Source organism: Pseudomonas sp. MT3, assembly GCF_054720805.1.
Genome location: NZ_JBTVPY010000012.1, coordinates 13648 through 33941, shown reverse-complemented (window position 1 = coordinate 33941; position 20294 = coordinate 13648). Strand labels below are relative to the sequence as shown.

The following is a 20294-nucleotide window of genomic DNA, read 5'->3' as shown; positions in this document are numbered from 1 at the left end:
GATAACGGAATGTTCAGACCCCTGTCCGTCTTCATCGGCACCCGCTACACCCGTGCCAAGCGACGCAACCACTACATCTCGTTCATCTCCCTGACCTCGATGATCGGCCTCGCCCTGGGCGTGCTGGCCATGATCGTGGTGCTCTCGGTGATGAACGGCTTCCAGAAGGAAATGCGCTCGCGCATCCTCGGCATGGTCCCGCACGCGGTGCTGCAGAAGACCAGCGGTCCGCTGGACGACTGGCAACGCGTGGCCGAGGTAGCGAAGCGGAACCCGAAGATCGTCGGCGCGGTGCCCTATACCGAGGTCGACGGCATGCTCTCCTATAAAGGCATGATGCAGCCCATCGAGGTGGACGGCGTCGATCCGGCGCTGGAAACCCAGGTGTCGATCATCGGCCAGCACATGGTCCAGGGCCGCCTCGCCGACCTCAAGGTCGGCGAGTTCGGTGTGGTCATCGGCGAGATCACCGCGCGGCGCTTCCACGTCAACGTCGGTGACAGCCTGTTGCTGATCGTCCCCGAGCCCAGTTCCGCGCCCGGTGGCATCACCCCGCGCATGCAGCGCCTGAACGTGGTCGGTATCTTCAAGGTCGGCGCCGAGCTGGATAGCTCGTTGGCACTGATCCACGTGGACGACGCGGCGAGCCTGATGCGCTGGCAGCCCGGCCAGGTACAGAGCGTGCGCATCGCGCTGAAGGACCTGTTCCAGGCGCCGGAAGTCGGCGCGGCCATCGCCAGGCAACTGGGCGACGGCTACCGCTCGGTGGACTGGACCCACACCCAGGGCAGCCTGTTCAGCGCGATGAAGATGGAAAAGACCATGATCGGCCTGCTGCTGTTGCTGATTGTCGCGGTTGCCGCCTTCAACATCATCGCCACCCTGATCATGGTGGTGGCCGACAAGCGCGCGGACATCGCCATCCTGCGCACCCTGGGCGCCACGCCGAAGCAGATCATGGCCATCTTCATGGTGCAGGGCACGGTGATCGGCCTGATCGGCACCGTCATCGGCTGCGTGCTTGGCGTGCTGGCGGCGTATAACGTCACCGCGATCGTCTCGACCCTGGAGCGCGTCGCCGGCACCCACGTGTTCAACTCGGATATCTATTTCATCAACTACCTGCCGTCCGACCCGCAGATCAGCGATATCGTGCTGATCTGTGCCGCGGCGCTGTCCATGAGCTTCCTTGCCACGCTGTACCCGGCCTGGCGCGCGGCTTCGACCCAGCCGGCGGAGTCGCTGCGCTACGAGTGATCCATCGGACCATGAAAAAGCCGCCCCTCGGGGCGGCTTTCTCGTTTCAGGGAACACCCTGTAGGAGCGAGCTTGCTCGCGAACAAGTTCGCCGGCAGCTCTGTGCCTCGGGCGATTCGCGAGCAAGCTCGCTCCTACAAAAAGCTAGAGCTCGCGCTGCACATTGCGCAGCGCCCGGCGCCGCCGCCAACTGCGGCCGATCCACCAGCGCCAGTAGCCCTCGGTGGCCAGGTAGCCGAGGATGCCCACCAGAATCCCGCAGATCACCGAACCCAGCAGGAAGGGCTGCCAGAGCATCGTCAGCTCGCCGCTGATCCACTCCCAGGTCAGGTGGTCGGGCAGGACGCGCGCTGGGATGCCCATGACCCAGGCACCCATCTTGTAGGTGCAATAGAACACCGGCGGCATGGTGATCGGGTTGGTCAGCCAGACCAGCCCGACCGAAATCGGCAGATTGGCCCGCACCCACACCGCCAGCGAGGCGGCCAGCAGCATCTGCAGCGGGATCGGAATGAAGGCGGCGAACAGCCCCATGCCCATTGCGCGGGATACGGAGCGGCGATTCAGGTGCCAGAGGTTGGGGGACTGGATCAGCGGCCCGAGAAAGCGCAGGCCCTTGTGGCTCCTGATGCTTTCCGGATCCGGCATGTAGCGCTTGAAAATTCGGCGCGGCATGAGGGAAATCTCTGGCAGACGGACGACGCCACATTATGCCTAGCTAGGTGACAGTCATTCGTTGCCAAGTATGTCCGTGTGTAACCGCTGTGCCCCGATCGCCGTCCGATCGGACCGACGGTTGCCCGGCGACTCCAGGGAGGAGTCCGTTGCCTCGTTCAGGGATGTTCGCGCTGGCCGCCGGCCTGCTGGCGCTGCGCTGGCTATCGACGCTACCAGCCGGTTGGGTGCTGCTGTCGCTGGTGGCGCTGACGTTGCCCTTGCTGTTCACTCGCGGCTATTTCATCGGCCTGTTCCTGCTGGGTTTTGCCTGGGCCTGCCAGTCGGCCCAGTGGGCGTTGGATGACCGGCTGGACAAGGCGCTCGACGGTCGCACGCTGTGGCTGGAGGGCAGGGTGGAGGGGCTGCCTGACCTTACCGGGCCTTCGGTACGTTTCGTTCTTTCCGATGTATCCAGTCCTCGGGCGCGTCTGCCTGGCACCTTGCGCCTGTCCTGGTTCGGCGGGCCCGCGGTACAGGGTGGTGAACGCTGGCGCCTGGCGGTGAAGCTCAAGCGCCCCCACGGCATGGCCAACGGCGCAGGCTTCGACTACGAGGCCTGGCTTACCGCGCAACGGATCGGCGCCATCGGCAGCGTGAAGGATGGGCAGCGCCTGGAGGCGAGCAGCGGCCCGCCGGCCTGGCGAGAAGCCTGGCGGCAACGTTTGCTGGCGGTCGATGCCCAGGGGCGCTCCGGTGCGCTGGCGGCGCTGGTGCTGGGCGATGCCTCGGGACTGACCACGGCGGACTGGCAGGTGCTGCAGGACACCGGAACCCTGCACCTGATGGTGATTTCCGGTTCGCACATCTCCCTGCTGGCCGGGCTGCTCTACGCCGTGGTCGCCGGGCTTGCACGCTTCGGCGTCTGGCCCTCGCGCGTGCCCTGGCTGCCCTGCGCCTGTCTGCTGGCCGCGCTCGGCACCTGGGCGTACAGCCTGATGGCGGGATTCGAGGTACCGCTGCAGCGTGCCTGCATCATGGTTTCGATTGTCCTCCTGTGGCGCCTTCGCCATCGCCGTAGCGGTCTGTGGACACCGCTGCTCGGCGCCTTGCTGGCGGTACTGCTGGCGGAACCGTTGGTCATACTGTTGCCCGGCTTCTGGCTGTCCTATGCGGCGGTGGCGTTGTTGATCTTCGGTTTTTCCGGCCGACTGGGGCGCTGGACGGCCTGGCGCACCTGGCTGCGTGCGCAGTGGCTGATGGCGATCGGCTTGCTGCCCGCGTCCGTGGCGCTTGGCCTGCCGCTGAGCATTTCCGGGGTGGTCGCCAACCTGCTTGCGGTGCCCTGGGTGGAAATGGCGGTGGTGCCGCTGGCCTTGCTGGGCAGCCTGGCGCTGGGCATTCCCTGGCTGGGCGAAGGGTTGCTCTGGATCTCCGGCGGGCTGCTCGAGTTGCTGTTCCGCCTGCTGGGCTGGATGGCGGCCCTGGCGCCTGCCTGGCAGCCCGTCAACGCGCCGGCCTGGGCGCTGCTGCTGGCCATGCTAGGTGCGTTGTTGCTGCTGGCGCCGGCTGGCGTACCGGTGCGAGCGTTCGGACTGGCGATGTTCCTGCCGGTGTTCTGGCCGTCGATCGTGCTGCCGCCGCCGGGGATGGCCGAGGTCCGGGTGCTGGATGTGGGGCAGGGCCTTTCGGTGTTGATCCGCACGCGCAGTCAGGCTTGGCTCTACGACACCGGCGCGCGCAATGGCGATTTCGATATCGGCGAGCGGGTCGTCGTACCGACGCTGCGGAGTCTGGGGATCAACCGTCTGGACCGATTGATGCTCAGTCACGCGGACAACGACCATGCAGGTGGCGCCCTGGCGGTGAAGGCGTCGCTGCATCCCGTGCAGGTGGTCAGCGGCGAGGCGGATCGGCTGCCCCGCGAGTTGCGGGCACAGCCCTGTCGGAAGGCGAGCTGGGAGGTCGACGGCGTCCACTTCGCGGCCTGGGCATGGGAGGGTGCACGGGAAAGCAACGACCGCTCCTGCGTCCTGGCGCTCGAAGCCAATGGCGAGCGCCTGCTGCTGACCGGCGACCTGCCGCAGGCCGGCGAACTGGCCTGGCTGGCCGAACACCCGGATATCCACATCGACTGGTTGCTGGCGGGGCACCACGGCAGCCGCAGCGCTTCCGGACCGGTCTTCGTGCGCAGCGTGACGCCCACTGCCGCGATCATTTCCCGCGGCGCCAATAATCCCTATGGCCACCCCCATCCGTTGGTCGTCGAGCGCTTCCGGGCACAGGGCATCCGGATTCACGATACGGCACAGGAGGGTGCGCTGACGCTGATGCTCGGCGCCCACGGGGAGGTCCGGGGAGTGCGGGAAGGCGCACATTTCTGGCAAGAAAAATGAGACCGGGGCGGTCGGCTGGCACGGGCCCCTATGCTAGAGTGGCGCCACTTTTTTTCAGGGGATTCACCACTGTGTGGGAACTGGTCAAAGCTGGCGGCTGGATGATGCTGCCGATCTTGCTGAGCTCCATCGCCGCGATGGCGATCGTCGCAGAACGTCTCTGGACCCTGCGCAAGAGTCGCGTGGCCCCGCCACAGTTGCTCGGCCAGGTGTGGAAGCAGATCAAGGGCAAGAAGATGAACAGCCAGGCCCTGAAGGACCTGCGCGCGTCGTCCCCGCTGGGTGAGATCCTTGCCGCTGGCCTGGCCAACTCCAAGCACGGTCGCGAGATCATGAAGGAGTGCATCGAGGAGGCCGCTTCCCGCGTCATCCATGAGCTGGAGCGCTACCTCAATGCCCTGGGCACCATCGCCGCGATGGCGCCGCTGCTCGGCCTGCTGGGCACCGTGTTCGGCATGATCCAGATCTTCAGCGCCTTCATGGGCGACGGCATGGCCAACGCGCCGATGCTCGCCGGCGGTATTTCCAAGGCCCTGATCACCACCGCGTCCGGCCTGATCGTGGCGATCCCGGCGGTGTTCTTCCACCGCTACCTGCTGCGCCGTGTCGATGAGCTGGTGATCGCGATGGAACAGGAAGCCATCAAGCTGGTGGAAGTCACCCAGGGCGATCGCGAAGTCGATTTCGCCGAGGAAGGCAAAGCGTGAAGTTCCGCCGCAGAGCGGGCGGAGCGGCCCGCGAGGACGTCTTCATCAACCTGGCGTCGCTGATCGACGTGATCTTCGTGCTGCTGCTGTTCTTCGTGGTCAGCACCTCGTTCACCAAGCCGGCGCAGCTCAAGGTCGAACTGCCCGAGGCGGTCAGCGGCACGCCGCCGGAAGCCACCGAGATCAAGCCGCTGGAAATCTCCATCAGCGTCGAGGGCCACTACGCCCTGAACGGCCAGAGTCTAGCCCGCGACGACCTGGAGAACCTGATGAACGCCATGCAGCGCGAGTCCGCTGGCGACAACAGCCTGCCGGTGGTGATCACCGCCGATGGCAAGGTCGATTACCAGTCCGTGGTTACCGCGATGGATGCCGCAGGCAAGCTGGGCTTCACCCACCTGCGCATCACCACCATCGAGGCCCATTCGGACAAGAAGCCCTGATGGCGTTCTCCGACCGCCTGCTCGACGCCTGGTACAAGGGCCATCCGGCCCTTGTCCTGCTCAAGCCGCTCGAACTGCTCTACCGGCGTGTCGCCCGTCGCCGTCGCGCAGATTTCCTTTCCGGCGCCAAGCCGGCCTACCGCGCTCCGGTGCCGATCATCGTGGTCGGCAACATCACCGTGGGCGGCACCGGCAAGACGCCGATGATCCTCTGGCTGATCGAGTACTGCCGCGCCCGTGGCCTGAAGGTCGGCGTGGTCAGCCGTGGGTATGGCGCCAAGCCCCCGCAGACACCCTGGCGCGTGCGCGCCGAGCAGTCGGCGGCGGAGGCGGGCGACGAGCCGCTGATGATCGTGCGCCGCAGCGGCGTGCCGCTGATGATCGACCCGGACCGCTCCAGCGCCGTGCGCGCGCTGCTGGCCGAGGAGCCGCTGGACCTGATCCTCTGCGACGACGGCCTGCAACACTACCGCCTGGCGCGCGACCTGGAACTGGTACTGATCGACGCCGCCCGTGGTCTGGGCAACGGCCGCTGCCTGCCCGCCGGGCCGCTGCGCGAACCCGCCGAGCGCCTGGCCGAAGTCGACGCCGTCCTGCACAACGGCGCACTTTCCGACCCGCCGGGCGCCTTCTCCTTCGTCCTGCGACCTTCCGCCCTGGTCAGCCTGGCCAGCGGCGAACGCCGTGGCGTCGAGCATTTCCCCGCCGGTCAGGCGCTCCATGCCCTGGCTGGAATCGGCAACCCGCAGCGTTTCTTCAAGACGCTCGAGGCGCTAAACTGGCGGCCGATTCCGCATCCCTTCCCCGACCATGCGGCCTATACCGCCGAGCAACTGCGCTTCACGCCGGAGCTGCCGTTGGTCATGACCGAGAAGGATGCGGTGAAATGCCGGTCCTTCGCCGCGCCCGACTGGTGGTACCTCGCCGTCGAAGCGCAGCCCTCGCCGGCCTTCGTCGCCTGGTTCGACGCCCAGCTCGAGCGCCTGCTCGCCCGCTGATCCGGCGTCGCCCCTGCGGCGTCCGAATTCAATCCGTTCACGTTCAAGGAACGCATCATGGACCCGAAACTCCTCGATATCCTCGCCTGTCCGCTGTGCAAGGGCCCGCTCAAGCTCACCGACGACAAGTCCGAGCTGATCTGCAAGGCCGACGGCCTGGCCTACCCGGTACGCGACGGCATCCCGGTGATGCTCGAAGGCGAAGCGCGTACCCTGAACGTCGACGAGCGTCTGGACAAGTAACTCCCATGAGCCAGGCCTACACCGTCGTCATTCCCGCCCGTTATGCCTCCACCCGCCTGCCCGGCAAGCCGCTGCAGGACATCGCCGGCAAGCCGATGATCCAGCATGTCTGGGCGCAGGCCGGCAAGAGTTCGGCTGCCCAGGTGGTGGTCGCCACGGACGATCGGCGCATTTACGATGCTTGCCAGGGCTTTGGCGCCCAGGTGGTGCTGACCCGCGCCGACCACAACTCCGGCACCGACCGCCTGGCGGAGGTGGCCGACGCGCTGGGCCTGGCCGACGACGCCATCGTGGTCAACGTGCAGGGCGACGAACCGCTGGTGCCGCCGTCGATCATCGATCAGGTGGCCGCCAACCTCGCGGCCCACCCGGAGGCGGGCATCGCCACCCTGTGCGAGGCGATCCATGACCCGGCAGCGCTGTTCAACCCGAACATCGTCAAGGTGGTCAGCGACAAGGACGGCCTGGCCCTGACCTTCAGCCGCGCTACGCTGCCCTGGGCGCGCGACGCCTTCGCGGTGGACCGTGAAAGCCTGCCGGCCAACGTGCCGTACCGCCGCCATATCGGTATCTACGCCTATCGTGCGCGTTTCCTGCGCGACTTCGTGGCCTGGGGCCCGTGCTGGCTGGAGGACACCGAGTGCCTGGAGCAACTGCGTGCGCTCTGGCACGGCGTGCGTATCCACGTGGCCGATGCCCTGGAAGCGCCGCAGGCCGGCGTCGATACCTCGGAAGACCTGGAACGCGTGCGGCGCATCCTGGGGGCTTGATGAAGGTTCTGTTCGTTTGCCTGGGCAACATTTGCCGCTCGCCCACCGCCGAGGGCATCTTCCGCCACAAGGTCCGCGAAGCGGGCCTTGAGGAGGGCATCGAGATCGACTCCGCCGGTACCGGCGACTGGCACGTCGGCAAGGCGCCGGATGCGCGCACCCGCGCCGCCGCGTTGCGCCGTGGTTACGATCTGTCGGCCTTGCGGGCACGGCAGGTGAGCGTGGCGGACTTTTCCCGCTATGACCTGATCCTCGCTATGGATCACGCCAACCTGCATGACCTGAAACACCTGCGCGCCGGCGGTGGCAAGGCCGAGTTGGATCTGTTCCTGCGTCGCTTCGATCTGGAAATCGACGAAGTTCCCGACCCGTACTACGGCGGCGATGACGGTTTCGAGCAGGTGCTGGACCTGGTGGAGCGGGCCTGTGACGGCCTGCTGATGGAAGTGAAGAGGCGCCTGTGACGCTGCAACTGCAAGAACGCGTTTCCCTCAAGCCCTACAACACCTTCGGCGTCGAAGTCGCGGCGCGCTGGTTCGCCCAGGCCCATGACGACGTCGAGGTGCGTGCCGGCATCGCCGCCGCTACCGAGAAGAGCCTGCCGCTGATGGTGATCGGCGGTGGCAGCAACCTGCTGCTGACCCGTGACGTCGAGGCGTTGGTCCTGCGCATGGCGTCCCGTGGCATCCGCGTCCTCAGTGACGACGGCGAGCGCATGATGGTTGAGGCGGAAGCCGGTGAGGTCTGGGATGACTTCGTGCGCTGGACACTGGCGCAGGGGCTGGGCGGGCTGGAAAACCTCAGCCTGATTCCTGGCACCGTGGGTGCCGCGCCCATGCAGAACATCGGCGCCTATGGTGTCGAGATCAAGGACGTGTTCGCCGGCCTGACTGCGCTGGACCGTGAAAGCGGCGAGTTGCGCGAGTTCGGTTTGGAGGACTGTGCCTTCGCCTACCGCGACAGCCGCTTCAAGCGCGAACCGGGTCGCTGGTTGATCCTGCGGGTGCGCTTCGCCTTGACTCGTGCGGCGCAACTGCATCTGGACTATGGTCCGGTGCGCCAGCGCTTGGTGGAGGAGGGCGTGACTGCGCCGACACCGGCAGATGTTTCCCGAGTGATCTGCGCCATCCGCCGCGAAAAGCTGCCCGACCCGGCGGTGCTCGGCAACGCTGGCAGTTTCTTCAAGAATCCCGTGGTGTCTGCCGGGCAGGCGGATGAGCTGAGTGTGCGCTTCAGCGATCTGGTGGCCTACCCGCAGGGGGACGGCCTGGTGAAGCTGGCGGCCGGCTGGTTGATCGACAAGGCGGGCTGGAAAGGCTTCCGTGATGGCGCTGCGGGCGTGCATGCGCAGCAGGCGCTGGTGCTGGTCAACTACGGCGGAGCGACCGGTGCGCAGCTGTATGCGCTGGCGGGGCGAATTCGTGACGACATCCAGCAGCGTTTTGGCGTTGAGTTGGAGATGGAGCCGAATCTCTACTGAGGTCGCTCCGGACGCGAGAAAAGGGGATGCCTTGGCATCCCCTTTTTTGTGTCTGCTTCCTGGGATGAGCCGGGATGGGTTAGCGCTTATGTAGGAGCGAGCTTGCTCGCGAATTGCCTGCGGTTGTTCGCGAGCAAGCTCGCTCCTACAGGTTGGGTGGGGCGCCTTGCTGGTCGGGCAATAAAAAAGGGGATGCAGTTGCATCCCCTTTTTCGTGCCGGAAGCTATCAGCTGTGGTGTTTTTCCGCCACGTTGCTTTCTTCTTCCTCGGGCTTCTCGGCGTTTTCGCCTTCAGTCTGCTCGGCAGCCGATTGCTCGGTCTGCTCGATGGCAGGCGCTTCGTTCACCGCTTCTGCCGCAACGGCATCGGCTGGAACCTCTGCGGCCGGCTCAGTCACGACTTCAGCTTCCACGGCTGCGGTCTCTTCGACCACCGCTTCGACAGCCGGAGCTGCTTCGACCTGCGGGGCAGCGGCCGCGGCTGCGGCGGCTTCACGGGCCATACGCTCCAGGCGACGACGCTCGCGCGGGTCGTTGGAGGCGCGGCCGGTGGCGTTGGCCGGAACTGCTGCGTCGGCGGCCGGAGCTTCGACCGGCGCTTCGGCGGCAGGCTCAGGCTGGGCTTCGACAGCGGCCTGGACGACCTCTTCCACGTGAGCTTCAACGACCGGGGCGGCTTCCACCGCTACGCTTTCGCTGGCTTCAACCTGCTCGACGGTTTCGCTGGGCTTGGCCAGGAACTCGATGGTCTGCTCCAGGGCGCTTTCGGTGCGCACGGCCTCGACTACGTTGGACTCTACCGGCAGAGCGGCTTCGGTCGGTGCCTCGCTGTCCGACTGCTGCTCGGTGGCAACTTCGGCAACGACAGCGGCAGTGGCGCCAACGATGGCGGCAGCAGTCGATGCTTCGCCAGCAGCCTGTTCGGTCTGCTCGCTCACTTCTTCGCCACCTTCCACGCCATCGACACCGGCTTCACGCTGACGCTCGCGGCGGTTGCTGCGGCGGCGCTGACCACGGGAGCGGCGACGAGGACGCTCGCCATCGGCGCCTTCCTGGTCATCCTGCTGGTCCAGCAGTTCCTCGTTCAGCAGCTCTTCGGATTCCACGGCAGCGGCTTCGCTGGCCTGACGCTCCTCGCGCGGCTGACGCTCTTCACGGGGTTGACGCTCGGCGCGTTCGCCACGCGGCTGACGCTCTTCGCGGGCCGGACGCTCGCCACGCTCTTCGCGGGGCTGGCGCTCTTCGCGCGGTTGACGTTCGGCACGCTCTTCACGGGGCTGACGCTCGGCACGCTCTTCGCGCGGCTGGCGTTCCTCGCGAGGCTGACGCTCGGCGCGCTCTTCACGCGGCTGGCGTTCCTCGCGGGGTTGACGCTCGGTGCGCTCTTCACGCGGCTGACGCTCCTCGCGGGGCTGACGTTCGGCGCGCTCTTCACGCGGCTGACGCTCTTCGCGAGCCGGACGCTCGGCGCGTTCGCCACGCTCACCACGCTCGTCACGGCGACGCTCGCCACGCTCCTTGCGCTCGTCATCACGACGGCCACCTTCGCGGCCATCGCGGCGACGGTTCTGCTGGCGGCCGTTGCGGCGCTCGCCCTGGCCTTCGCTACGCTCGGCAGCCGGCTTCTCGGCGGCGGCGGGTTGCGGCTGCTCCGGCTTGCTGCCGGCGAACAGGCTGACCAGCGACTTCACCAGGCCCTGGAACAGGCTCGGCTCCGGCATCGGCTTGGACGCTTCGACAACCGGTGCGGGTGCGGCAGCGGTCTGCTGCGGGGCAGGGGTCTGCGGGGAAACAGTCTTCACCGCGGCTTCCTGGCGGACCAGGGTGCGGGTAGAACTGATCGGCTGGACTTCCTCGTGCTCGATGTGGGCCATCTCGTAGCTGGACTGGCCGGCCAGCAGTTCGGGGCTGTCATCGCGCAGGCGCTGAACTTCGAAGTGCGGAGTTTCCAGGTGGTCGTCCGGCAGGATGAAGATGCGCGCGCGGGTGCGCAGCTCGATCTTGGTGATGGCGTTGCGCTTTTCGTTGAGCAGGAAGGCAGCTACCTGGAACGGCACGCGCGCACGAACTTCGGCGGTGCGGTCCTTCAGCGCTTCTTCCTCGATCAGGCGCAGGATGGCCAGCGACAGGGATTCGACGTCACGGATGATGCCCTGGCCATTGCAGCGCGGGCAGACGATGCCGCTGGTCTCGCCCAGGGACGGACGCAGGCGTTGACGGGACATCTCCAGCAGGCCGAAGCGCGAGATGCGGCCAACCTGTACGCGGGCGCGGTCGGCTTCCAGGGCTTCGCGGACGCGTTCTTCCACGGCGCGCTGGTTCTTCGCTGGGGTCATGTCGATGAAGTCGATGACGATCAGGCCGCCGATATCGCGCAGGCGCAGCTGGCGGGCGATTTCCTCGGCCGCTTCCAGGTTGGTCTGCAGCGCGGTTTCTTCGATGTCGCCGCCTTTGGTGGCGCGCGCCGAGTTGATGTCGATGGACACCAGTGCCTCGGTCGGGTCGATGACGATGGAGCCGCCCGACGGCAGCTTCACTTCGCGCTGGAAGGCGGTCTCGATCTGGCTTTCGATCTGGAAGCGATTGAACAGCGGAACGCTGTCCTGGTACAGCTTCACCTTGCTCGCGTACTGCGGCATGACCTGGCGGATGAAGTTCAGGGCTTCTTCCTGGGCATCGAGGCTGTCGATCAGCACTTCGCCGATGTCCTGGCGCAGGTAGTCGCGGATGGCGCGGATGATGACGTTGCTTTCCTGGTAGATCAGGAACGGACCGCTGCGCTCGCCCGAGGCTTCCTTGATGGCGCCCCACAGTTGCAGCAGGTAATCCAGGTCCCACTGCAGCTCTTCGGAGCTGCGGCCCAGGCCGGCGGTGCGGACGATCAGGCCCATGTCGCCGGGAACGTTCAGGCCGTTCAGGGCCTCGCGCAGCTCATTGCGCTCTTCGCCTTCGATGCGGCGGGAGATACCGCCGGCGCGCGGATTGTTCGGCATCAGCACCAGGTAACGCCCGGCGAGGCTGATGAAGGTGGTCAGGGCCGCGCCCTTGTTGCCACGCTCCTCTTTCTCGACCTGGACGATGACTTCCTGGCCCTCGCTGAGCACATCCTTGATGTTGATGCGGCCTTCGGGGTTCTTCTTGAAGTATTCGCGGGAGATTTCTTTGAGGGGGAGGAAGCCGTGGCGCTCGGCGCCGAAGTCTACGAAGGCGGCTTCGAGGCTGGGTTCGATGCGGGTGATGCGCCCTTTATAGATGTTGGCTTTCTTCTGTTCGCGCGCACCGGACTCGATGTCCAGGTCGAACAGGCGTTGGCCGTCTACCAGCGCTACACGCAACTCTTCGGGTTGAGTTGCGTTGATCAGCATTCTTTTCATGTAGTACCAATGGTTTCCGGGGCCACCGGAAACGGCGATCGGCACACACGACTCTCACGGTCGGTGCTAAGGCACGTACTCAGGAATGGCGGACCATTCCCGTGTCCAGCGGCAGCAGGAGAAATCTGCTGTGCCGCGACTACGTTTCCTGCTTGTCGAGTAAGAACAAGCACTCATCAGGAGGAGGAATCGACTGTCGGATGCGGACGATGAAGGCGTCTACGTTCAAGGCATGAAAGCAACGCAATCCGACAGTTGTGCATCTCCGCCCTGCACATTTCCCTAAGAGCCGGGTGCCGCTCGCAGAATCCGGGAGCGGGGTTGGCTTTTATCACGACTACCTTGGTGGTCGTGGTCATGTCTGAAGGCCTGGGTTTCGAGGCGCTGTCGGCGCGAGAATCGCTCGGGCCGTTGCAACGCTTCCGGGGACTGCCTCGTGTCCGTTCAATGTGTTTGCAGGCGGTTGGGGACGGCGATTACGCGATCATCCGTGGGCCTGGCCACTTTTGGCGGCCTCCCGAATATAGCAGCAATGATTAAGTGCTTCAATTGAATGAAAAATTGTTATTATATCCGGATGACGAATCCCGCCCCTCCGACTTCCGGCGTTCAGCTGCTTGAAGTCGCGCCGGAGTATGCCGGCCAACGCATCGACAATTTCCTTCGCACCCAGCTCAAGGGCGTCCCCAAGACCCTGATCTACCGCATCCTTCGCAAGGGTGAGGTGCGGGTCAACAAAGGCCGCATCAAGCCGGAGTACAAGCTGCAGGCAGGCGACGTGGTGCGCGTGCCGCCGCTGCGCCTGGCTGAGCGCGACGAGCCGGTGCCGCTGGCGCAGGGGCTGCTGGAGCGCCTGGAAGCCGCCATCGTCTTCGAAGACAAGGCGCTGATCGTGGTGAACAAGCCCACCGGCATCGCCGTGCATGGCGGTAGTGGGCTGAGTTACGGGGTTATCGAGGCTTTCCGCCAACTGCGTCCGGAGTGCAAGGACCTGGAGCTGGTGCATCGCCTGGATCGTGATACCTCCGGCCTGCTGATGATCGCCAAGAAGCGCAGCATGCTGCGCCACCTGCATGATGCGCTGCGCGGCGAACGTGTGGTGGATAAGCGTTACCATGCCCTGGTGCGTGGCAGCTGGCCGGCGGCGAAGAGGCAGATTGCCGTGCCGCTGCTGAAGAACAACCTGCGCTCCGGCGAGCGCGTGGTGGAAGTGAATCCAGAAGGCAAGGAAGCGCTGACCGAGTTCAAGGTGCTGCGCCGCTTCGGTGATTTCGCCACCCTGGTGGAGGCGCGCCCGATCACCGGTCGTACCCACCAGATTCGTGTGCATGCCAAGCATGCCGGTCATTCCATTGCCGGCGACCCCAAGTACGGCGACGAAGACTTCTCCCGCGAGATCCGCGAGCTGGGCGGCAAACGCCTGTTCCTGCACTCCGCGTTCCTGCGCGTGCCGATGCCCGATGGCTCGGTGCTGGAGCTGGAGGCGCCGGTCGATGAAGTCTGGCAGCGTACCGTGGAGCGCCTGGATGCGTGAGTATTCCCTGCTGATCTTCGACTGGGATGGCACGCTGGTGGATTCCATCGGTCGTATCGTCGAGTCGATGCGGGTCGCGGCGGTCAGCTCCGGCCTGCCGTCGCGCAACGATGAGGCGATCAAGGGCATCATCGGTCTCGGTCTGCCCGAGGCGATCCAGACGCTCTATCCCGAAGTGGAAGAAGGCGAGCCGCTGGAGCGTTTCCGTCGCGACTATGGTGAGCACTACCTGAGTCTCGAAGTGCAGCCTTCGCCGCTGTTCCCGGGTGTTGCCGAGGCGATGGTCGAGTTTCGCCGCGCGGGTTACCAGTTGGCGGTCGCCACCGGCAAGAATCGCCGGGGGCTGGATCGCGTGCTGGCGGGGCAGGGGTGGACCGATTTCTTCGATATCACCCGCGCCGCCGACGAGTCGGCGAGCAAGCCCGATCCGCGCATGCTGCATGAAATCCTCCGGCATTGCCGGGTGGCGGCGCGCGATGCGCTGATGGTGGGGGATTCCCCCTTCGATCTGGACATGGCGCGCCGTGCCGGCATGGATTCGGTGGCGGTGGGTTATGGTGCGCAGTCGCTGGAGACTCTGCGAGAGTATGCTCCGGCGCTGGAAGTGGAACATTTCAATGAATTGCGCGCCTGGCTGGCCGGGCGTTCGGTGAGGCCGGTGCTCGAGGTAGGCAACGATGTCGGATGAATGGAAGGCTGGGGATACCAAGGCGGGTGACGACAAGAGCTGGAAGCTGCTGGAGAAGGCGGTGCTGGCCGGGGTTCAGGAGCAGCGTCGTTCGCGCCGCTGGGGCATCTTCTTCAAGCTGCTGACTTTCCTTTACCTGTTCATCGCCCTGGCGCTGCTCAGTCCGTTCGGTGGTCTGTCGAAGTCTGCCTCGCGCAGCGCCAGCCATACGGCGCTCATCGAGGTGAAGGGCATGATCGCCGACAACGAGCCGGCCAGTGCCGACAATGTCGTCGGCGCGCTGCGCTCGGCGTTCGAGGATTCCGGTACCAAGGGGATCGTACTGCGCATCAACAGCCCGGGCGGCAGTCCGGTGCAGTCCGGCTATATCTACGATGAAATCAAGCGTCTGCGCGGTGAGCATCCGGATATCAAGGTCTACGCCGTGATCAGCGATCTCGGTGCTTCCGGCGCTTATTACATTGCCAGTGCTGCCGACGCAATCTATGCGGACAAGGCCAGTCTGGTGGGCTCCATCGGCGTGACGGCGGCGACGTTCGGCTTCGTCGGTACGATGGAGAAGCTGGGTGTGGATCGCCGTGTCTACACCTCGGGTGAGCACAAGGCCTTCCTCGATCCGTTCCAGCCGCAGAAGCCGGATGAAACAGCGTTCTGGCAGCAGGTGCTGGACACCACGCACAAGCAGTTCATCGACAGTGTGAAGAAGGGGCGCGGCGATCGCCTGAAGGACAAGGATCATCCCGAGCTGTTCTCCGGTCTGATCTGGTCCGGCGAGCAGGCGCTGCAATTGGGTCTGATCGACGGCCTGGGTAGTACCAGTTACGTGGCTCGCGAGATCATCAAGGAGAAGGAAGTGGTGGACTACACCGTCCAGGAAACTCCCTTCGACCGCTTCGCCAAGAAGTTGGGCGCCAGTGTCGCGGAGCGCATGGCGTTGTGGATGGGGTGGCAGGGGCCGGTTCTGCGCTGATTCCTTTCCATATATAGAGAAGGGCCCGGCGCGCGCCGGGCCTTGCTGTTTTTAGGGGATCTGTACGTGTTCCGCCAGTAGCATGTCCACCAGGCGGATCAGCGGCAGGCCGATCAGGCTGGTGGCGTCTTCGCCTTCCGTGGAGCGGAACAGGCTGACGCCAAGGCCTTCGGCCTTGAAGCTGCCGGCGCAATCGAAGGGTTGCTCGGCTTCCAGGTAGCGGCGGATGCGCGGCTCGTCGAGGTTGCGGAAGTGCACGGTGAATGGCACGCAATCGACCTGGCTCCGGCCGCTGTGGCTGTTCAGCAGACAGAGGCCGGTGAGGAAGCTGATGCTCTTGCCGCTGGCGTCCTTCAGTTGCTCGGTGGCGCGCTCGATGTCGTGGGGTTTGCCGAGGATGCGGTGGTCGTTTACGGCGGCCTGGTCCGATCCAATGATCAGATGGCCGGGATAGCGTTGACTCAGGGCGCGCGCTTTGCTTTCCGCCAGGCGTTGAACCAGTTGTTCGGCGCTTTCGTCGGGGAGAGGGCTTTCGTCGATGTCGGGGCTCGCGCATTCGAACGGCAGGCGCAGGCGCTGCAACAGTTCGCGGCGGTAGGGTGAGCTGGAGGCAAGGATCAGGGGCAACATGGAAGATTCCTTCGGAGCGTCGCCGCGATTCTAGCGAAAAGAGCTGTCCATACAGCGGTTTATGGCTAATTTCCTTTGACAGCTTCAAGTGCATCCCTATAATGGCGCGCTTATGTTGAATGGACCGATACCACCTCACGTTGATCCGCGCAAACTGGTCGAGCGCGCTGCCACCCTCGAAGGTGAGCTGCCGATCGCCAAGATGCCACGTCTCAACGAGCAACTGACCCGCAGTGATGGCAATGTTCACGCGAAGTTTTCCTTCTTCCGTGACGAGCAGAAACTGGCGGTCATGCACGTCGAACTCGACGCCGAGGTGAGCATGGTATGCCAGCGCTGTCTCGAGTCGGCCAACTTCCATGTGGGTGGTGAGTACGATTACGTCATCATTCCGGAAGGCAAGTCGATCGATGATCTGCCCAGTGGCTACGATGCGTTGGAAGTGGGGGAAGATCCCCTCGACCTGACCTCGCTGGTCGAGGACGAGTTGCTGCTCGCCTTGCCCATCGTGCCGGTCCATGACCCTGAGGATTGCCAGCAGCCGGTGGGATACGCAACAGCGCCCGAGCCGAGCGAGAACGTGGAAGAACGGCCCAATCCGTTCAGCGTACTGGCGCAGTTGAAGCGTGACCCAAACGTTTAGGAGTTAATCAATCATGGCTGTTCAGCAGAACAAAAAATCCCGTTCCGCTCGTGACATGCGTCGTTCCCACGATGCCCTGGACGCGAACGCTCTGTCCGTAGAGAAGAGCACCGGTGAAGTTCACCTGCGTCACCACGTCTCCCCGGACGGTTTCTATCGCGGCCGTAAGGTCGTAGACAAGGGCTCTGACGAGTAATCCTTGTCCGCACCAATCATCGCGATTGATGCAATGGGTGGGGACTACGGTCCCCACTGCATTGTTCCGGCCTGCATTTCCTTTCTGGCCGAATATGCCTCTCTTCAGCTGGTCCTCGTTGGCCAAGCCTCTCTGATCGAAGAACACCTGCGCGGCCTTTCCCCGGTCGAGCGTCAGCGCCTCCATGTCCACCCTGCCAGTGAAGTCATTGCGATGGACGAACGTCCGTCCCAGGCGTTGCGCGGCAAGCCCGATTCCTCCATGCGTGTTGCCCTCGAGCTGGTTCGGGATGGCAAGGCCCATGCCTGCGTCAGTGCCGGCAATACCGGTGCGCTGATGGCGCTTTCCCGTTATCTGCTGAAGACGCTGCCCGGCATCGATCGCCCGGCGATGGTCACCGCGGTGCCGACGCAGGCTGGCCGCTGTCATCTGCTCGACCTGGGGGCCAATGTCGACTGCAGTGCCGAGCATCTCTACCAGTTCGCCGTGATGGGTGCTGTGGCGGCGGAGGCGCTGGGCAAGAGCAATCCCAGGGTTGCTCTGCTGAATGTCGGTACCGAGGACATCAAGGGCAACCAGCAGGTGAAGCTGGCGGCCAGTCTGCTGCAGCAGGCGCGCGGGGTGAATTACATCGGCTACATCGAGGGCGACGGCCTGTATCGCGGGCTGGCCGATGTGGTGGTGTGCGACGGCTTCGTCGGCAACATCCTGCTCAAGTCCAGCGAGGGCTTGGCGGCGATGGTCGCGGCCCGTCTGGAAGAGTTGTTCAACTCCAGTTTGCCGGCCAAGGCGGTGGGCTTGATGGCGATGCCGTTCCTGCGTCGGCTGCGCGGCGATCTCACGCCGTCCCAGCACAATGGCGCGAGTTTCCTGGGTTTGCAGGGCATCGTGGTAAAGAGTCATGGCAGTGCGAGAGAGGAGGGCATCCAGAGCGCGTTGCGTCGGGCGCTGCTGGAAGTTCGCGAGAATCTGCCCCAGCGGCTGCATGGTCGCCTGGAACATCTGCTCTAATGTGTGACCGCGGTCGTCAGACCGTCATCCAACTGTCAGTTCAATACGCCAGGCTTTCGCCGGCGATATCCATTTGACGAATCAGATAAAAGGGACCTGTTGCAATGTCCGCATCCCTCGCCTTCGTATTCCCCGGTCAAGGTTCGCAGTCCCTCGGCATGCTCGCCGAACTGGGCGCCCAGCACGCCATCGTGCGCGATACCTTTGCCGAAGCCTCTGCAGCCCTGGGTTATGACCTCTGGGCCCTGGTGCAGGAAGGGCCGGAAGAGCGCCTGAACCAGACCGACAAGACCCAGCCCGCCATCCTCACCGCTTCTATCGCCCTGTGGCGTCTGTGGCAGGCCGAAGGTGGCGTGCAGCCGGCCTACGTCGCCGGTCACAGCCTGGGTGAGTACTCTGCGCTGGTCGCCGCCGGCAGCCTGGCTTTCGCCGATGCGGTGAAGCTGGTCGAGCGCCGTGGCCAATTGATGCAGGAAGCCGTGCCGGCCGGTACCGGTGGCATGGCTGCCATCCTCGGCCTGGAAGACGCCGACGTGCTCGCTGCCTGCGCCGAGGCGGCGCAGGGCGAAGTGGTCAGTGCCGTGAACTTCAACGCCCCTGGCCAGGTGGTGATCGCCGGTGCGGCCAAGGCCGTCGAGCGCGCCATCGAGGCTTGCAAGGCCCGTGGGGCCAAGCGCGCCGTGGCGCTGCCGGTCAGCGTGCCGTCGCACTGCGAACTGATGCGCCCGGCTGCCGAGCGTTTCGCCGAGGCCGTCGAGGCCGTTCAATGGCAGATGCCGCAGATTGCCCTGGTGCAGAACGTTACCGCTCAGGTTCCGGCTGATCTGGCCGCGCTCAAGCGCGACCTGTTGGCGCAGCTGTACAGCCCGGTCCGCTGGGTCGAGAGTGTGCAGTTGCTGGCCGAGAAAGGTGTCACCGGCCTGGTCGAGTGCGGCCCGGGCAAGGTGCTGGCCGGTTTGAACAAGCGTTGCGCCAAGGGCGTGACCACCCACAACCTGGACTCCGCGGACGCCTTCGGGGCGGCACGCGCGGCGCTGGTTTAAAGGAGATAAAGCATGAGTCTGCAAGGCAAGGTTGCACTGGTTACCGGCGCGAGCCGGGGGATAGGCCAGGCCATCGCCCTGGAATTGGGTCGCATGGGCGCCACCGTGATCGGCACCGCTACCAGCGAGTCCGGCGCGCAGAAAATTTCCGAATACCTCAAGGCCAGCGGCATCCAGGGTTCGGGCATGGTGCTGGACGTCTCCAATGACGAGTCCGTGACCAGCACCCTCGAGGCCATCCAGAAAGAGGTCGGTGCTCCGGCTATCGTCGTCAATAATGCCGGCATCACCCGCGATAACCTGCTGATGCGCATGAAAGACGACGAGTGGTTCGACGTGGTCAACACCAACCTGAACAGCCTCTACCGTCTGTCGAAAGCCGTCCTGCGTGGCATGACCAAAGCGCGCTGGGGCCGCATCATCAATATCGGCTCGGTGGTCGGTGCCATGGGTAATGCCGGGCAGACCAACTACGCTGCCGCCAAGGCCGGTCTGGAGGGCTTCACCCGTGCCCTGGCGCGCGAAGTCGGTTCCCGTGCTATCACTGTCAACGCGGTCGCTCCGGGCTTCATCGACACCGATATGACCCGCGAGCTGCCCGAGGCCCAGCGTGAAGCGCTGCTCGGTCAGATTCCGCTGGGTCGACTGGGACAAGCCGAAGAGATCGCCAAAGTGGTAGCATTCCTCGCTTCCGAGGGCGCAGCTTATGTAACGGGTGCCACGGTACCGGTGAATGGCGGAATGTACATGAGTTGATGTGACGTGTTCCTTCGCGGCGATGTCAAATGCGCTGTCTAAAATTCTCATAGCACTGCAACTGGGATTAGACAGACCATTCGGGTATCCGCGAAGGGGCGTCAGCGTTCAGCTTGAAATGCAGAAAACCCTTTCTATACACTTACCCGCAGCCCAGCTGTACGGATTGTCCATAGGAGTGAAAACAAGGTATGAGCACCATCGAAGAACGCGTCAAGAAGATCGTTGCTGAGCAACTCGGCGTTAAGGAAGAAGAAGTCACCAACAGCGCTTCCTTCGTTGAAGACCTGGGCGCCGACTCCCTTGACACCGTTGAGCTGGTGATGGCTCTGGAAGAGGAATTCGAGACCGAAATCCCCGACGAGCAAGCCGAAAAGATCACCACCGTTCAGGAAGCCATCGACTACATCGTTGCCCACCAGGCATAAGACGTAGTCGTCGGTTCCCCGACGAAAGAAGCCGCACGGCCTGCAAAGGCGTGCGGCTTTTCTTTAACGCCGG

General features: G+C 64.6%; 21 protein-coding genes. 18 read left to right on the top strand and 3 right to left on the bottom strand.

Features of this window, described 5'->3' with window-relative positions:
• The first annotated feature begins 9 nt into the window (after positions 1-9).
• Positions 10-1257, top strand: coding sequence for a lipoprotein-releasing ABC transporter permease subunit (locus ACYCAX_RS14020; RefSeq protein WP_460248254.1), 1248 nt, complete (start codon positions 10-12; stop codon positions 1255-1257).
• 144 nt (positions 1258-1401) lie between these two features.
• Here ACYCAX_RS14020 and ACYCAX_RS14015 read toward each other — a convergent pair whose 3' ends face one another.
• Complete coding sequence (locus ACYCAX_RS14015; protein ID WP_015477948.1) at positions 1402-1932, bottom strand: DUF2062 domain-containing protein; 531 nt, start codon at positions 1930-1932, stop codon at positions 1402-1404.
• A gap of 164 nt (positions 1933-2096) precedes the next feature.
• Here ACYCAX_RS14015 and ACYCAX_RS14010 point away from each other — a divergent pair, with 164 nt between their 5' ends.
• The 8 genes from ACYCAX_RS14010 (at position 2097) to murB (ending at position 8948) form a co-directional block, all read left to right on the top strand.
• The gene (locus ACYCAX_RS14010; protein WP_294975397.1) at positions 2097-4307 is read left to right on the top strand and encodes a DNA internalization-related competence protein ComEC/Rec2; all 2211 of its coding nucleotides are present in this window, start codon (positions 2097-2099) and stop codon (positions 4305-4307) included.
• Between the two features lie 71 nt (positions 4308-4378).
• On the top strand, positions 4379-5014 hold the full coding sequence (locus ACYCAX_RS14005) for a MotA/TolQ/ExbB proton channel family protein (RefSeq protein WP_015477946.1): 636 nt from the start codon (positions 4379-4381) through the stop codon (positions 5012-5014).
• Positions 5011-5457, top strand: coding sequence for an ExbD/TolR family protein (locus ACYCAX_RS14000; protein WP_294975373.1), 447 nt, complete (start codon positions 5011-5013; stop codon positions 5455-5457). Before ACYCAX_RS14005 ends, ACYCAX_RS14000 begins: the two co-directional genes overlap by 4 nt.
• Positions 5457-6455 (top strand): tetraacyldisaccharide 4'-kinase, encoded by a 999-nt coding sequence (gene lpxK, locus ACYCAX_RS13995; RefSeq protein WP_460248253.1) that lies wholly within the window; start codon positions 5457-5459, stop codon positions 6453-6455. Before ACYCAX_RS14000 ends, lpxK begins: the two co-directional genes overlap by 1 nt.
• A gap of 57 nt (positions 6456-6512) precedes the next feature.
• A complete protein-coding gene (locus ACYCAX_RS13990; RefSeq protein ID WP_009621404.1) occupies positions 6513-6698 on the top strand; it encodes a Trm112 family protein in 186 nt (61 codons plus the stop codon).
• Between the two features lie 5 nt (positions 6699-6703).
• On the top strand, positions 6704-7468 hold the full coding sequence (gene kdsB / locus ACYCAX_RS13985; RefSeq protein WP_015477943.1) for a 3-deoxy-manno-octulosonate cytidylyltransferase: 765 nt from the start codon (positions 6704-6706) through the stop codon (positions 7466-7468).
• A complete protein-coding gene (locus tag ACYCAX_RS13980) occupies positions 7468-7932 on the top strand; it encodes a low molecular weight protein-tyrosine-phosphatase (protein WP_294975363.1) in 465 nt (154 codons plus the stop codon). Before kdsB ends, ACYCAX_RS13980 begins: the two co-directional genes overlap by 1 nt.
• Positions 7929-8948, top strand: coding sequence for a UDP-N-acetylmuramate dehydrogenase (murB, locus tag ACYCAX_RS13975; RefSeq protein ID WP_460248252.1), 1020 nt, complete (start codon positions 7929-7931; stop codon positions 8946-8948). Before ACYCAX_RS13980 ends, murB begins: the two co-directional genes overlap by 4 nt.
• Positions 8949-9175: 227 nt before the next feature.
• Here murB and rne read toward each other — a convergent pair whose 3' ends face one another.
• Entirely contained in the window at positions 9176-12322 is a 3147-nt protein-coding gene (gene rne / locus ACYCAX_RS13970; RefSeq protein WP_294975357.1) for a ribonuclease E, read from the bottom strand.
• A 577-nt stretch (positions 12323-12899) separates the two neighbouring features.
• Here rne and rluC point away from each other — a divergent pair.
• The 3 genes from rluC to sppA are packed head-to-tail and all read left to right on the top strand — an operon-like array spanning position 12900 to position 15514.
• Positions 12900-13856, top strand: coding sequence for a 23S rRNA pseudouridine(955/2504/2580) synthase RluC (gene rluC, locus ACYCAX_RS13965; RefSeq protein WP_294975354.1), 957 nt, complete (start codon positions 12900-12902; stop codon positions 13854-13856).
• On the top strand, positions 13849-14544 hold the full coding sequence (locus tag ACYCAX_RS13960) for an HAD-IA family hydrolase (protein WP_015477938.1): 696 nt from the start codon (positions 13849-13851) through the stop codon (positions 14542-14544). The genes rluC and ACYCAX_RS13960 overlap by 8 nt, the downstream gene beginning before the upstream one ends.
• The gene (sppA, locus tag ACYCAX_RS13955; protein ID WP_015477937.1) at positions 14534-15514 is read left to right on the top strand and encodes a signal peptide peptidase SppA; all 981 of its coding nucleotides are present in this window, start codon (positions 14534-14536) and stop codon (positions 15512-15514) included. Before ACYCAX_RS13960 ends, sppA begins: the two co-directional genes overlap by 11 nt.
• A gap of 51 nt (positions 15515-15565) precedes the next feature.
• On the opposite strand, the gene ACYCAX_RS13950 is transcribed toward sppA, so the two are convergent.
• Positions 15566-16144 (bottom strand): Maf family protein, encoded by a 579-nt coding sequence (locus tag ACYCAX_RS13950; RefSeq protein ID WP_015477936.1) that lies wholly within the window; start codon positions 16142-16144, stop codon positions 15566-15568.
• Between the two features lie 112 nt (positions 16145-16256).
• Here ACYCAX_RS13950 and ACYCAX_RS13945 point away from each other — a divergent pair, with 112 nt between their 5' ends.
• The 6 genes from ACYCAX_RS13945 (at position 16257) to acpP (ending at position 20221) form a co-directional block, all read left to right on the top strand.
• On the top strand, positions 16257-16787 hold the full coding sequence (locus ACYCAX_RS13945; protein WP_015477935.1) for a YceD family protein: 531 nt from the start codon (positions 16257-16259) through the stop codon (positions 16785-16787).
• A 13-nt stretch (positions 16788-16800) separates the two neighbouring features.
• Entirely contained in the window at positions 16801-16983 is a 183-nt protein-coding gene (gene rpmF / locus ACYCAX_RS13940) for a 50S ribosomal protein L32 (RefSeq protein ID WP_009621425.1), read from the top strand.
• A gap of 3 nt (positions 16984-16986) precedes the next feature.
• On the top strand, positions 16987-17994 hold the full coding sequence (plsX, locus tag ACYCAX_RS13935) for a phosphate acyltransferase PlsX (protein ID WP_294975337.1): 1008 nt from the start codon (positions 16987-16989) through the stop codon (positions 17992-17994).
• Positions 17995-18098: 104 nt separating this feature from the next.
• Positions 18099-19037: an ACP S-malonyltransferase gene (fabD, locus tag ACYCAX_RS13930; protein WP_460248251.1), complete on the top strand. Its 939-nt coding sequence runs from the start codon at positions 18099-18101 to the stop codon at positions 19035-19037.
• A gap of 12 nt (positions 19038-19049) precedes the next feature.
• Positions 19050-19793, top strand: a complete 744-nt coding sequence (fabG, locus tag ACYCAX_RS13925) for a 3-oxoacyl-ACP reductase FabG (protein WP_294975331.1) — start codon at positions 19050-19052, stop codon at positions 19791-19793.
• 191 nt (positions 19794-19984) lie between these two features.
• Positions 19985-20221, top strand: coding sequence for an acyl carrier protein (gene acpP, locus ACYCAX_RS13920; protein WP_015477931.1), 237 nt, complete (start codon positions 19985-19987; stop codon positions 20219-20221).
• The last annotated feature ends 73 nt before the right edge of the window (positions 20222-20294 follow it).